General features: G+C 64.1%; 17 protein-coding genes. 11 read left to right on the forward strand and 6 right to left on the reverse strand.

Features of this window, described 5'->3' with window-relative positions; all coding sequences use genetic code 11:
- Nucleotides 1–2: 2 nt before the first annotated feature.
- From ACI48D_RS19420 to ACI48D_RS19435, 4 genes are all read right to left on the reverse strand, one after another.
- Nucleotides 3–176 (reverse strand): Trm112 family protein, encoded by a 174-nt coding sequence (locus tag ACI48D_RS19420; RefSeq protein ID WP_435572892.1) that lies wholly within the window; start codon nt 174–176, stop codon nt 3–5.
- A complete protein-coding gene (lpxK, locus tag ACI48D_RS19425; RefSeq protein WP_435572893.1) occupies nt 157–1,188 on the reverse strand; it encodes a tetraacyldisaccharide 4'-kinase in 1,032 nt (343 codons plus the stop codon). The genes ACI48D_RS19420 and lpxK overlap by 20 nt, the downstream gene beginning before the upstream one ends.
- 66 nt (nt 1,189–1,254) lie before the next feature.
- The gene (locus tag ACI48D_RS19430) at nt 1,255–1,707 is read right to left on the reverse strand and encodes an ExbD/TolR family protein (RefSeq protein ID WP_435572998.1); all 453 of its coding nucleotides are present in this window, start codon (nt 1,705–1,707) and stop codon (nt 1,255–1,257) included.
- Nucleotides 1,707–2,312 (reverse strand): MotA/TolQ/ExbB proton channel family protein, encoded by a 606-nt coding sequence (locus ACI48D_RS19435; protein WP_435572894.1) that lies wholly within the window; start codon nt 2,310–2,312, stop codon nt 1,707–1,709. The genes ACI48D_RS19430 and ACI48D_RS19435 overlap by 1 nt, the downstream gene beginning before the upstream one ends.
- A 1,239-nt stretch (nt 2,313–3,551) precedes the next feature.
- On the opposite strand from ACI48D_RS19435, the gene xseA reads away from it, so the two are divergent.
- The 9 genes from xseA (at nt 3,552) to ACI48D_RS19480 (ending at nt 10,937) form a co-directional block, all read left to right on the forward strand.
- Nucleotides 3,552–4,913: an exodeoxyribonuclease VII large subunit gene (xseA, locus tag ACI48D_RS19440; RefSeq protein ID WP_435572895.1), complete on the forward strand. Its 1,362-nt coding sequence runs from the start codon at nt 3,552–3,554 to the stop codon at nt 4,911–4,913.
- A 105-nt stretch (nt 4,914–5,018) separates the two neighbouring features.
- Complete coding sequence (locus tag ACI48D_RS19445; RefSeq protein ID WP_435572896.1) at nt 5,019–5,597, forward strand: superoxide dismutase; 579 nt, start codon at nt 5,019–5,021, stop codon at nt 5,595–5,597.
- Nucleotides 5,598–5,689: 92 nt separating this feature from the next.
- On the forward strand, nt 5,690–6,055 hold the full coding sequence (gene copC, locus ACI48D_RS19450; protein WP_435572897.1) for a copper homeostasis periplasmic binding protein CopC: 366 nt from the start codon (nt 5,690–5,692) through the stop codon (nt 6,053–6,055).
- A complete protein-coding gene (locus tag ACI48D_RS19455; protein ID WP_435572898.1) occupies nt 6,055–6,990 on the forward strand; it encodes a copper resistance D family protein in 936 nt (311 codons plus the stop codon). Before copC ends, ACI48D_RS19455 begins: the two co-directional genes overlap by 1 nt.
- Before the next feature lie 126 nt (nt 6,991–7,116).
- On the forward strand, nt 7,117–7,461 hold the full coding sequence (locus ACI48D_RS19460) for an ArsR/SmtB family transcription factor (protein ID WP_435572899.1): 345 nt from the start codon (nt 7,117–7,119) through the stop codon (nt 7,459–7,461).
- A 9-nt stretch (nt 7,462–7,470) separates the two neighbouring features.
- Nucleotides 7,471–7,950: an arsenate reductase ArsC gene (locus ACI48D_RS19465; RefSeq protein ID WP_435572900.1), complete on the forward strand. Its 480-nt coding sequence runs from the start codon at nt 7,471–7,473 to the stop codon at nt 7,948–7,950.
- Between the two features lie 9 nt (nt 7,951–7,959).
- The gene (locus ACI48D_RS19470; RefSeq protein ID WP_435572901.1) at nt 7,960–9,252 is read left to right on the forward strand and encodes an arsenic transporter; all 1,293 of its coding nucleotides are present in this window, start codon (nt 7,960–7,962) and stop codon (nt 9,250–9,252) included.
- A 2-nt stretch (nt 9,253–9,254) separates the two neighbouring features.
- Entirely contained in the window at nt 9,255–9,971 is a 717-nt protein-coding gene (gene arsH, locus ACI48D_RS19475; protein WP_435572902.1) for an arsenical resistance protein ArsH, read from the forward strand.
- A gap of 276 nt (nt 9,972–10,247) precedes the next feature.
- Entirely contained in the window at nt 10,248–10,937 is a 690-nt protein-coding gene (locus ACI48D_RS19480) for a response regulator (RefSeq protein WP_435572903.1), read from the forward strand.
- Here the strand turns inward: ACI48D_RS19480 and ACI48D_RS19485 are convergent, their stop codons facing one another.
- Nucleotides 10,938–11,696, reverse strand: coding sequence for an SDR family oxidoreductase (locus tag ACI48D_RS19485; protein ID WP_435572904.1), 759 nt, complete (start codon nt 11,694–11,696; stop codon nt 10,938–10,940).
- On the opposite strand from ACI48D_RS19485, the gene ACI48D_RS19490 reads away from it, so the two are divergent.
- Nucleotides 11,671–12,078 carry a hypothetical protein gene (locus ACI48D_RS19490; RefSeq protein ID WP_435572905.1) on the forward strand — a complete coding sequence of 136 codons (408 nt, stop codon included), beginning with the start codon at nt 11,671–11,673 and terminating at the stop codon, nt 12,076–12,078. The two genes, ACI48D_RS19485 and ACI48D_RS19490, sit on opposite strands and share 26 nt — an antisense overlap.
- Before the next feature lie 73 nt (nt 12,079–12,151).
- The gene (locus ACI48D_RS19495; RefSeq protein ID WP_435572906.1) at nt 12,152–12,292 is read left to right on the forward strand and encodes a hypothetical protein; all 141 of its coding nucleotides are present in this window, start codon (nt 12,152–12,154) and stop codon (nt 12,290–12,292) included.
- Between the two features lie 106 nt (nt 12,293–12,398).
- On the opposite strand, the gene ACI48D_RS19500 is transcribed toward ACI48D_RS19495, so the two are convergent.
- Nucleotides 12,399–13,268 (reverse strand): MipA/OmpV family protein, encoded by an 870-nt coding sequence (locus ACI48D_RS19500; protein WP_435572907.1) that lies wholly within the window; start codon nt 13,266–13,268, stop codon nt 12,399–12,401.
- Nucleotides 13,269–13,454 lie beyond the last annotated feature (186 nt).

Consider the following 13,454-nt stretch of genomic DNA (forward strand, 5'->3'; position numbering starts at 1 on the left):
GATCAGATCGCCGGCTCGACCTTGCGGGCCTGGTCGGCCCACATGATCGGGATGCCGTCGCGGATCGGATAGGCCAGGCGGTCCGGGCGGCAGATCAGCTCCTGCGCTTTCTTGTCATATTCGAGCGGTCCCTTGCACAGGGGGCAGACCAGGATATCAAGCAGTCGGGCGTCCACGACATTTCTCCACGATTTGAGCGGCCAGCGCAGCATCGATCTGCGCGCTGACCGGGACGACCCACAGGCGCGGGTCGTTGTTCAGATGTTCAAGTTGCCGACATTTTACTGCATCCTTCTCGGTAATCAGGATGAGGCCGGCATTCAGGTCCCGGAACGGGTCGTCCAGGAAGTCGTGGTGGTCCGGCAGCGGCAGCTCGCGGATCGCCAGGCCGGCCGCCTTCAGCATCGCGAAGAAGCGCCCCGGATTGCCGATCCCGGCCGCGGCCACGATGGGCTCGCCGGCGAGATCGCGCAGTGGCACGCGCCGCTTCGGGTCGCACAGCTGCTCGGCATACTCGCCCGCCAACTGCATCCGGTAGGGCCGGCCACCCACGCTTGCCGCCAGCAGCGGCGTGAGCTCGGGCGTGTTCACGACCGTGAAATCGCGCCGGCGCGAGGGCGGTTCGCGCAGCGGCCCCGCCGGCAAGGTCCAGCCATTGCCGACCCCGCGGCCGTCGAACAGCACCAGCTCGACGTCGCGCCGCAGGGCGTAATGCTGGAGGCCGTCGTCGGTGACCAGCACGTCGACCTCGGGATGGCGTTCGAGCAGGAGGCGGCCGGCGTCAAGGCGGCGGCGTCCGACCACCACCGGGCAGCCGGTACGGGCGGCGATCAGCAGCGGCTCGTCGCCGACCTCGCGCGCGCGGGAGTCCCGCAGCACCTCGCGCGGACCGGCATCGGCAGCGCCGCCATGGCCGCGCGAGATCACCCCGGGTTGCAGGCCGGCGGCGCGCAGCTGCTCGACCAGCCAGATGGTCAGCGGCGTTTTACCGGTGCCGCCGATGAAGATATTGCCGACCACGATGACGGGCACGGGCAGGCGTTCGGATGTCAATACCCCGGTACGGAACAGCAGGACGCGCAGCGCCGCCAGCAGGCGGAACAGCAGCGACAGCGGCCACAGCGCCAGGGCCAGCGGGCCGCGCCGCAGCCAGGCGCGGGTGAGTGTGGATTCGAGGGAGGATGCCATGTTATTACCGTCGTCCCCGCGCAGGCGGGGACCCAAGTTCCCGCCTGCGCGGGAACGACGGCCCTGTTATTTCTGCCCGCCGCTCTGCGCCGCGAACGTCAGCTTGTCGTAACCCGCCAGCCGCGCCGCCTCGAGCACGTTGATGACCATCTGGTGCATGGCGAACTGGTCGGCGTTGACGATGATCACCGGGTCCTTGGCCGGGGTGGACAGCGCTTGGCCGTCCGGGCCCGTGGTGGCGGCGCGCTTCAGGTCTTCGGCCAGGCCGGCCACGCCGTGGAAGGACACCGGCACCTTATTCACCGTGTAGTTCCCTTTCGCATCGACGGTGACGTTGATCTCGAAGGGCTTGTCGATCGCCTTCTCGGCGTCGGCGGTCGGCAGGGTGATCTGCAGCTCGGTAAACTTGCTGTAGGTGGTGGTGACCATCAGGAAGATCAGCACCACCAGCAGCACGTCGATGAACGGGATCAGGTTGATCTCCGGATCCTCGCGCTTGCGGCCGCGGCGAAAGTCCATCATTTGCGGGCACCGTGGACGACGTCGACGAATTTCACGGCCTGCAACTCCATATCCATGATGAAGCTGTCGACCAGGGCGCGGAAGTGGCGGTAGAACACCAGGGCCGGCATCGCGATCGCCAGGCCGAAGCCGGTGTTATACAGGGCCACCGAGATGCCGTGCGCCAGCTGGGCCGGGTTCGTGCCGGACGCATTCTGGGCGCCGAAGATCTCGATCATGCCGACCACGGTGCCGAACAGGCCCATCAGCGGCGCCAGCGAGGCGATCGTGCCCAGGGTGGTCAGGAAACGCTCCAGCACATGAGCCACGCCCCTGCCCGCCTCTTCGATCGACTCCTTCATCACGTCGCGCGGGGCGTCGACGTTGCGTAGCGCCGCGGCCAGCACGGCGCCCAGCGGGGAGTTGGTTTCCAACTTGTTGATGATGTCCGGCGTGACCTTGCCGCTGCGATACACCTGGATGACTTCGCCGAGCAGCTGGCGCGGAAGGATTTTTTCACGGCGCAGGTAGATCAGGCGTTCGACGATCAGTGCCAGTGCGATGATCGAGGCAATCAGCAACAGCCAGATGGGCCAGCCGGCGGCTTGAAGAATGGCGAGCAAAAGGAACTCCTGGATGGATAAAAAACAAGACAGAAACGAATTGCGCAATGTAACGTGTTGCAGTCTTTGCGGCAAGTAGAGTTCTGCACACTTTCTGTGGATAAAAGTGTGTGCAAGCGCATTTTTGACAGGAAAGCTCCTTGATTCTTAAAGGATATTTTTCCATGCGTAAAAAGACAGCAGCCCTAAGAAAGGATTTCCTTACCGCAACAACCCCATGCGGGGCGTATCCGACTTGCCCACAATTTCTGTGGATAAATTTGTGTGGAATATACCTTCCTTACAGTAAGTCATTGATTCTTATAATCTAAATTTCCCCGATGAAAATTTTAGCAGCCAGCGTAGGGGTTTTGCTGTTTGTGTTGGGCTCGCTTCTGCACATTTTTTGTGGACAAAATTGTGCGCAAGCGCACGCTGTAGCGCCGAACCCCTTGATTTATAAGCGAAAAATGAACGAGCCCTTTTTTTAGGCAGGATGAGTTACCCCCAAGCCCGCCCGGCTTTGCACATAAACTGTGGAAAACAATGTGAGCAAGCTCGGTGGGTAAGGTGCAAGTAACTGAATCCAAAGGGAAAAGATATGCAAGCTCAAAATTTAAGCATCGCATGCCTCCGCGCCCGGCTTGCGCAAGCCGCAAGGAACACCCCAAGGCTGGTATAGTCCCATCCCTGATTGGCGGACGAGGCTTCCGATGCCGGCCGGCTCAACGAGGCCATGATGGTCGCCTGACTCTTCTTCACAAATTTTGTGGAAAAGATTGTGAGCAAGGGGCTTGATCCATATCAAAGTACTTGAATTTAAAGGAAAAACTAGCCCTGCAGCATTTTTAGGCAGTACCCGACTTATGCACCGTTCCTGCTTTTCCCTTCAGGGGCGGCCAGGTGGTCGCCAGCTGTGCACATAAATTGTGGAAAACAATGTGCGCAATGCGCCGAATGGCCGGCTAAGTGCTTGATTGCCCTAAGAAAACATATGCATGCCTGATTTTTACGCAGCCGGGATAGCTGGGCCACTTGTCCACTTCCTCACAGATTCTGTGGATAAGATTGTGGCCAAGTGCCGGCACAGCGTGACAAGCCCTTGATCCGTAAGGAAATTTTGTTTCTGCATCGAAATCAGGCAGCAAGAATAACCATTAAAAATCAATCGTTTACAAAAACTATCTGTTGTACTACCGCAGATTTTTTGGCGCTCAAACGCTGCCATATTTTTGTGGACAGTTTATTTAGCTCATCCATATGCTTACCCCGCTCGATGCCGATCCGGCCTATGCCGCCCCGCCCGTCCTCACCGTCACCGCGCTCAACCAGCAGGTCGCACGCCTGCTGGAGCGCTCGTTTCCGCTGGTGTGGATCGGCGGTGAGATCTCGAACTTTACCCGGGCGGCTTCCGGCCACTGGTACTTCACGCTGAAGGACGATGCGGCCCAGGTGCGTGCCGTGATGTTCCGCGGCCGCGCCCAGTATGCCGGCTTCACGCCGCGCGAAGGCGACAAGGTCGAGGTACGGGCCCTGGTCACCCTGTACGGTGCGCGCGGCGACTACCAGATCAACGTCGAGGCGATCCGCCGCGCCGGCGTCGGCGCCCTGTATGAAGCCTTCATGCGCCTGAAGGAGCGGCTCGGCAGCGAAGGCCTGTTCGACCAGGAACGCAAGCGCCCGCTGCCGCTGTTCACGCGCGCGATCGGCATCGTCACCAGCCTGCAGGCGGCGGCCCTGCGCGACGTGCTCACCGCGCTCGGGCGCCGTGCGCCGCACGTGCGCGTGGTGCTCTACCCGGCGCCGGTGCAGGGCCAGGGCGCGGCCGGGAAGATCGCGGACGCCATCGCCACCGCTTCGAGCCGGCGTGAGGTCGACGTGCTGCTGGTTTGCCGCGGCGGCGGCTCGATCGAGGACTTGTGGAGTTTTAACGAAGAAGTGGTGGCGCGCGCGATCAATGCGGCGTCCATGCCCGTGATCTCGGGCGTCGGCCACGAAACCGACTTCACCATCGCCGACTTTGCCGCCGACCTGCGTGCCGCCACCCCGACCGCCGCCGCCGAGCTGGCCGCCACCGCACGCGACGAATGGATGAGCTCGCTGGAAGCGGATGCGGACGACCTGCGGCGCGCGATGGAACGCATCCTGTCCGAGGCCAACCAGAGCCTCGACAGCCTCAGCCGCCGGATGATCAGCCCCTTGGACCGGATCGCCCACCAGCGCCTGAAACTCCTGGGCATGGCCAGCAGTCTGACGCATGCGGTGCGGGCGCCGGTCAACCGCAACGGCGTGCTGCTGGCTCAGCTGCAGCAACGCTGGGCGCGCCATCTGCCGGACGTGCGCTCGCTACGCACCCTGCTGGCTTCCGAGCGGCGCCAGCTGGTGGCCAGCATGGCGAGCCGGCTGCGCCAGCAGCGCGAGGCGTTCGGCGCGCTGTCCGCCCAGCTGGAACTGCTGAATCCGCAGCGCACGCTCGAGCGCGGCTATGCGATCGTCAGCAACGCCAAGGGCAAGGTGCTGCATTCGCCCGGACAGATCAAGCCGCGCGACATCATCACGGTGCGGCTGGCCCAGGGCAGCGCCGAGGTCGGCGTGGCGAGCGTGCAGGATTTGCTGGAATGAAGAAAGATGCGTATTGGAAGCAAACAAGCAACGTTTGCGCATCCGGTTTAGAATAACGACCGTTTCGGAAGAACGACCCGTTTCCAACCAATCAAGGAATAAGACATGGAACATACTCTGCCGCCGCTGCCGTACGCCAAGGATGCCCTTCAACCGACCATGTCGGCTGAAACGCTGGAATACCACTACGGCAAGCATCACCAGGCTTACGTGACCAACCTGAACAATCTGATCAAGGGCACCGAGTTTGAGAACATGCCCCTGGAAGAAATCATCAAGAAATCGCAGGGCGGCGTGTTCAACAATTCCGCCCAGGTGTGGAACCACACCTTCTTCTGGAACTGCATGAAACCGAACGGCGGCGGCGCGCCGACCGGCCCGGTCGCCGACGCGATCAATGCCAAGTGGGGCTCGTTCGACAAGTTCAAGGAAGAGTTCCAGAAGTCGGCCGTGGGCAACTTCGGTTCGGGCTGGACCTGGCTGGTGAAGAAGACCGACGGCAGCGTCGACATCGTCAACACCTCGAACGCCGGCACCCCGCTGACCACCGACAACAAGGCCCTGCTGACCTGCGACGTCTGGGAGCACGCCTACTACATCGACTACCGCAACGCGCGTCCGAAGTTCGTCGAGAGCTGGTGGAACATCGTCAACTGGGACTTCGTGAACCAGAACTTCGCGTAATCGCGTCTGGAACAGCTTCTGGCCTGCTCACAGCCCGCTCATGCGGGCTGTTTCCGTTTGCGCCACGACAAACCTCACGAACAGGAGCAAACATGTCTATCGAACGCTTTCTGGCCATAATCACCTTTGCGCTCGCAAGTACAGTGAGCTCCTCCGCTTTCGCGCACGCCACACTGCAGTCGTCCGATCCCCGGGCAGGCGGCACGCTCGACAGCGCACCGAAACAAGTCCGCCTGAAATTCAACGAAGCGCTGGAGCCGGCGTTCAGCAAGATCAAGCTGACAGGCCCTCAGAACAAACAGATCCCGGTCACGGCAACTACCGTCGACAAGGCGGACCCTACCGTGATGACGGCTCCGCTGCCGCCACTGTCCGCTGGCGAATACCACATCCAGTGGGCTACGATGAGCCACGACGGCCATAAAGTGAAGGGTGAGCTCACCTTCAAGCTCAAGTGATGGGGCCGGGCCTGGAAACTGCCCAGCACCTTGTCACTGCCCTGCTGAACCTGGCGATCGCCATACTCACCGGTGCGACCGTCTGCCGCTTGCGGCTCGGTCGCGACGCATCCGGCTGGGCGGCAGCGCGGCGCCAGCCCGTCCGCAACGCTGCACTCGGCGGGGTCATGTTCGGGTTGGCCGCCAACCTCGTGCTGCTGTGGCTTGAATCGGCAGCGATGGCCGAGGTCCCGGTCACCGACGCGGCCACGGCCACGTGGTCGATGCTGACCTCGACTCACCTTGGGCTCGCGTGGTCCATCGGAATGGTCGGGCTGGCCGTTGCCGCTGCGGGAAGCTTCATCCGGGGCCGAAGTGCGGGGCCGGCGCTGCTGACCCTGGCGGCGCTGACCGTGTTCTGGTACACGCGGAGCATGGTCAGCCATGCGTCAAGCGAAGGCGACTTCAGCGTGCACCTGCTGTCCGACTGGATCCACTTGGGTCTGATCAGCCTGTGGGTTGGGGAAGTGATGCTTTCCGGAGCAGTGATGCTGAGGGCAAGCGGCAACATGAGCGCTGCCGACAGGCGCGCGCGGGCGGCTTACGTGGCGTCTTTGTCCAGCTCCGCAAGCTTCGCCCTGACCGGTATTTTTATCACCGGCCTGTATGCGAGTTGGCGCAGCCTGGGCGGATTTGGCAACTTGTTCGGCACCCCCTACGGCAACACGCTGGTGGCAAAGCTCCTGCTCGTGGCAGTTGCAGCGATGCTGGGCGGGTTCAATCGCTTTTTCGTGATGCCGCCCTGGCTCGCGCGTGAGTCCGCAGGCAAGGCCGCAGCGGCGCTTTTGCCAGTACGGTTCAGGCACATCCTCCGGATCGAAGCTCTGGTACTGCTGGCGGTCGTGGTGGTGGCGGCCTGGCTGGCATCGACCTCGCCACCGGGCGAACAGATGTAATGCCGGCAGCCGGCCACATGGGTCGGCCGCCTCCGGATCAAGGGTTTCCTGCCAGACAATTTATTATTGCATCTCGAGAAACAATTCGACTATACTAGAAACGTCGAATCAATGGCTGGAACCTCTATGGAAAACAAAACCGCAGTCGGCGCCCTCGCGGCCCTCGCCCAGGACTCGCGGCTGGCAATTTTCCGGCTGCTCGTGCAAGCCGGTCCCAACGGCCTTGCCGCCAGCAAGATTGCGGAGGCACTTGGCATGCCGCCCTCCTCGCTCTCGTTCCACCTGAAAGAGCTGTCCAACGCGCACCTCATCGCGCCGCGCCAGGAAGGCCGGTTCCTCATCTATGCCGCGCAGTTCGGCACCATGAACGCCTTGCTGGGCTTCCTTACTGAAAACTGCTGCGGCGGCAATCCCTGCGCTTCGACCGCCAGCCCGGCGTGCGAACCGGGCACCTCCACCTGCGGCTCCTGAACGCTTACCATGAACGTCCTTTTCCTCTGCACCGGCAACTCCTGCCGCTCGCTCATCAGCGAAGCCGTCTTCAATCGCCTGGCTCCAGGCGGCTGGCATGCCATCAGCGCCGGCAGCCAGCCCACCGGCAAACTGAACGAACGGGCGCTCGCCCTGCTGGCCGCCAAAGGCATCCCGACCGGGGGCTACTACAGCAAGTCCTGGGACGAGTTGCCGGTGACGCCCGACATCGTGGTCACCGTCTGCGCCAGCGCCGCGGGCGAAACCTGTCCGGCCTATCTCGGCCCGGTCCTGCGCACGCACTGGGGCGTGGACGATCCGAGCCATGTCGTCGGCACCGAGGAAGCCATCGGTGCCGCCTTCGAGAAAGCGTATGCGATCCTGCGCGCGCGCATCGCAGCCTTCCTGGCCCTGCCGCTGGACGAACTGGCAGCCGATCGCGCCAGGCTCAAGGCCGAGCTCGATCGCATCGGCCGTATCGAAGCCTGAAGGACTCTTGTGCTGACCGCCGTTCTCATTTTCCTGGCAACCCTTAGCTTCGTCATCTGGCAGCCGCGCGGGCTGGGCATCGGCTGGAGCGCCTCGATCGGTGCCGCCGTCGCCCTGCTCACCGGCGTCATCCACCTCAACGACATCCCGACGGTCTGGCACATCGTCTGGAATGCCACCGGTGCCTTCGTCGCCGTGATCATCATCAGCCTGTTGCTCGACAAGGCCGGTTTCTTCGAATGGGCCGCGCTGCACGTGGCGCGCTGGGGCGGAGGCAATGGCCGGCGCCTGTTCGTGATGCTGGTCCTGCTGGGTGCCGCGGTTGCCGCACTGTTCGCGAACGATGGCGCCGCGCTGATCCTGACGCCGATCGTCATCGCCATGCTGGCCGCCCTGCGTTTTTCGCCGAGGGCCACGCTCGCCTTCGTGATGGCGGCCGGCTTCATTGCCGACACCGCCAGCCTGCCGCTGGTCGTGTCGAACCTCGTCAATATCGTCTCGGCCGACTACTTCGGCATCGGCTTCGCCCGTTATGCCGCGGTCATGCTGCCGGTGAACCTGGTATCGGTGGCCGCCACGCTGGCTGCGCTGGTCTGCTTCTTCCGCAAGGACATCCCCGCCGACTACGACCTGGCCCAGCTCAAGCGCCCTGAAGAGGCCATCCATGACCGTGCGACCTTCCTGACCGGCTGGTGGGTGCTGGCGCTGCTGCTCGCCGGCTTCTTCTGGCTCGACGAGGTCGGTATCCCGATCAGTGCCGTTGCCGCGGCCGGTGCCATCCTCCTGCTCGCGGTGGCCGCGCGCGGCCACCGGATCTCGACCCGGGAAGTGCTGCGCGGAGCGCCCTGGCAGGTGGTCGTGTTCTCGCTGGGGATGTACCTGGTGGTCTACGGCTTGCGCAACGCCGGCCTGACCGCTTACCTGACCGCCGTGCTCGACCGCTGCGCCGCGTTCGAAGGCAAGGCGGGCATCTGGGGCGCCGCACTCGGCACCGGCTTCATCACCGCCATCCTGTCGTCCATCATGAACAATATGCCGACCGTGCTGGTCGGCGCCCTGGCCATCGACGCGAGCTCGGCCCAGGGCGTGGTGCGCGAAGCGATGGTGTACGCGAACGTCATCGGCGCCGACCTCGGCCCCAAGATCACGCCGATCGGCAGCCTCGCCACCCTGTTATGGCTGCACGTACTGTCGACGAAGAATATCCGGATCTCGTGGGCTGACTACTTCCGGATCGGTATCATGCTGACCTTCCCGATTCTCCTGGTAACCCTGGGCGCACTTGCCGTACGATTGAGCTGAACATGGACAAGATCCCGAACCTCCCCAACATCAAGCCCGAGCTGCTGGACCTGCCGACCAGGGCCAAGCTCGAACCCGCGCAAGCCATCACGCACCCGCCGCGCATTCTGATGCTGTACGGCTCGCTGCGCGAACGCTCCTTCAGCCGCTTCCTGACCTGGGAAGCCGCGCGCATCCTGGAACACTTCGGCGCCGAGGTCAGAATCTTCGATCCGATGGAGCTGCCGATGGCCGGCAGCGTGCCCGAGACCCATCCGAAGGTGGTCGAATTGCGCGAGCTGTGCCTGTGGTCGGAAGGCCAGGTATGGTGCAGCCCGGAGCGCCATGGCGCGATCACGGCGGTGATGAAGAACCAGATCGACTGGATTCCGCTGGAAATGGGCGCGATCCGGCCAAGCCAGGGGCGCACGCTGGCGGTGATGCAGGTCTGCGGCGGTTCACAATCGTTCAACGTGGTGAACACCCTGCGCCTGCTGGGGCGCTGGATGCGCATGTTCACGATCCCGAACCAATCCTCGGTGCCGATGGCCTATAAGGAATTCGACGAGGCCGGCCGCATGCGTCCATCCGCCTACTACGACCGGGTGGTCGACGTCATGGAAGAGCTGTACAAGCTGACCCTGCTCATGCGCGGCCGTACCGACTACCTGACGGACCGCTACAGCGAGCGCAACGAACGCGCCCGCAAGGCGATCGACCGGCAGATCGAGAAGCTGTAAGAGTTCGCCTGTCCCCCTTCCTGACGCGCCAACTTGGTGCGCTCCAGCAACGGCGATGAACCGCGTCTATGGCGAGTATTCCAAGAAGGACCCGAAAATAGGCTGAGCCACCGTATTTGTGACTCCCAGTCACAAATCACGCCCGCAAAAATCCGCTTCGGCGGATTTCTTTGACCGGCCCCATTTGTCGTGAAATTGTATCGATTTGTCCATTTAGGCCAGCAAATGTGCTCTTTGATACTTGCTCTTATACAATGACGGGTCAAGGAGAACATCATGTATCGCGTACTGTTGGTCGAAGACGATCCGCGCCTGGCGGAACTGGTCACGGAATACCTGTCCGGCTATGAATTCTCGGTCGAGCTCGCCACGCGCGGCGACACCGCGCTCGACCATTTCAAGCAGGGCGCGCCCGATATCGTCGTGCTCGACCTGATGCTGCCCGGCATGGACGGCATGGTCGTGTGCCGCCAGATCCGCGAGCTTTCCGAGGTGCCGATCCTGATCCTGACGGCGCGCGAAGACACCTACGATGAAGTCTCGGGCCTGGAACAGGGCGCGGACGACTTCGTCAACAAGCCGGTCCAGCCGCGTGTGCTGCTGGCGCGCCTGCGCGCCCTGCTGCGCCGCACCCAGGCCAAGGCGGCGGCGCTCGACACCCGCGTGCTGGAGTTTGGCGCCTTGCGCATCATGAGCAAGGACCGCAGCGTCAGCTGGCGCGGCCAGCCCTGCGTACTCAGCAATACCGAATACAAGCTGCTGCTGGTGCTGGCCGAGGCGGCCGGACGGGTGCTGTCGCGTGACGAACTGCTCAAGAAGATGCGCGGCATCGAATTCGACGGCCTGGACCGCAGCATCGACAACTGCATCTCCAAGCTGCGCAAGAAGTTCGACGACAACCTGTCGGAAAAGATCAAGACCGTGTGGGGCGAAGGCTACCTGTTCTCGCCCTCGGCCTGGAATTGATCAACGGCCTCCCGAGACGTCGATGAAGCTGCCGGTGGTATAGGACGCTTCGTCCGACAGCAGCCACAGGATGGCCCGCGCCACTTCAATCGCTTCCCCGCCCCGTCCCATCGGCACCGACGATTTCAGGCGCTCGATGCGTCCCGCTTCGCCGCCGCTGGCGTGCATCTCCGTATCGATCAGGCCGGGCCGCACGCCGTTCACGCGAATGCCCTCGTCCGCCGTTTCCTTCGCCAGCCCGATCGTCAGCGCGTCCAGCGCCGCCTTCGATGCCGCATAGTCGACGTATTCCCCGGCCGCGCCCAGCACGCCGGCGCGCGAGGAGACGTTGACGATCGCGCCGCCGCGGCCGCCGCGCCTGGTCGACATGCGCAGCACCGCTTCGCGCGCGCACAGGAAGCTGCCGGTGACGTTGGTGGCCAGGATGCGCCCGATGCGCGCCGCATCCATCTGGTCGACCCGCATCTGGCGCGCCAGGATGCCGGCGTTGTTGACGAGGGCGTCGAGGCGGCCGCAGCGCGCGTCGATCCCGGCGAACATGCGCAGCACCTCGTCTTCGCGCGACACGTCGGCGCCCACCGCGAAGGCACTGCCGCCGGCCTCCTCGATGGCGCGCACGATGCCGTCGGCGGCGCCGCCGTCGCTGCGGTAGTTGATCACGACACGGTAGCCGCGCCCGGCAGCCAGCAGCGCGCAGGCGGCGCCGATGCCGCGGCTGGCGCCGGTTATCAGGATGGTCTTGCCGGTCTGTTCGCTCATGCGCCCAAGGATAGCGCGGCGATTCGAAGATGGGAAGGATCGCCAGCGGCGCATTGAAAGTGGCGACCTGACCGTGCTCGGCGCCGGCCGCGAAGCGCCAGGTGACGGCCGCGAAGCCGTCGTCGGCCTCGCCGTTCGCCAGCGGCAGCGGCTGTTCGGGACCGTCCGGCCGGCGCAGACGGGCCCCGCCCTCGGCCTTCTTCGGGAACACGAAGCGCACCGCGGCGCACTGGTGCGCGCGCTGGGACACGTCGACCCAGCGCGCGAAGGCCAGCGCCTGGGCGCAGGCGGCGCGCAGGTCGGCCACGTCGTACACGCCGTCGGGGCGCACCGCGATCGACACCTGCGGACGCAGCGTGAAGCCGCCCTTGCGGTTCAGTGACAGCGCGGCGTTCTCGTCGTAGGCGGCCTTCTGCAGCGGGAACACGGTGCGGCCCAGCGGGTCGAGCGGCAGGTTGAGCTGGGTCGACTTGCCGTTCAAGGCCAGTTGCAGCCCGTCGCCAGGGGCGCCGCGCTCCCTGGGCAGCACCTGCAACTGGCTCACCAGCATGTTCTTCGGGCCGCCGTACTTCTCGAACACGACCATGGTCCGGTAGGCGTCCCGGTAACTCACGGCGTCCCCGTCGTGCGCCTGCGCGCCGGCCGAACCGGCCGCCAGCAGCAGGGCAAGGGATGCAATGAATTGTCGGGCGGGACGCATCGTCAGAATCGATAAGCGAAGGCGGTCGAAACCGTCAGGTTGGTGGACCGCTCGGCAAGCGGGCTATGGCTGGCGTCGCCCAGCAGGCGTTTGGCCTGCAGGCTCGAGGTCAGCATCCAGGACGGGCCCAGGACCCAGTTCCAGCGCGCGCCCACCTGCACATCCTGCAGGCCGCCGCCCGGCTCGTAGGCGCGGAAGCGGCTGCGCAGGCTTTCCGCCGCGCTGACGCCGAAATAGCTTTCGTTGTACTGGCGGTTGACCACGCCCAGCCCGGCCGTCAGCGATACCCGATGGCGCTCGCCGGCGGCCAGGGCCAGGCGCTGCACGCCCAGCTCCAGGCGCGCGCCGTCATGGTCCCTGCCGGCGCCGGCCAGCAGGCTGGAGGTCAGGCGCCACTGCGGGCTCAGGTAGACATTGTAGAAGCCTCCGGCCTGCAGGCGCGCACCGATCTCATCCATACCGTCCAGGCGCCCCGACATCAGCAGCATTTGCCCGCCCAGCTTGGGCGCCAGCCCTGCCACGCCGTTCACGCCGTCGATGACGATGCCGGTGCCGGACTCGTCGCGGCCGGGCTTGAGCGCCAGCAGCGGTCCGTATTCGACAGTGGGCGACTTCGACAGGTGCATGCCTGCGCTCATCCCGGAAATGAAGATGCCCTTGCTCCATTCGACCTGAAGCACCGGCAATGCGGACAGCTTGCGGCTTCCCGCTCCCTCGTAGCGCGGCGCCGACTGTACGCCCAGCCCCACGTACATGTCGCGGCTGCCGTCCGGCATCGGATTGACGGCCGGAGTTTGGGCCCGGGCAATGCCGCCGGCCAGCAAGGCAGCCAATACGCCGGCGCTCAAGACGGGAGGAAGAAGCTTGTTCATATGCGGAGTAAAGATTCTGAAAGACAATATTCTACGTGCTTGTCTTTCTTCCTCCCATTTCTCCTGGCGAATAAAAAGAGCCCACCCTCACTCGCGGCTCAGGTGGGCCAAACGGAAAAACCTGATGAGTACCCATCGTACGCAGGGCCGGCAAGCCAATCCCCCTCGACATGTCGAAGTTTTGTC

It is taken from the genome of Massilia sp. LXY-6 (assembly GCF_051233485.1).
Classification (GTDB): Bacteria; Pseudomonadota; Gammaproteobacteria; order Burkholderiales; family Burkholderiaceae_D; genus Telluria.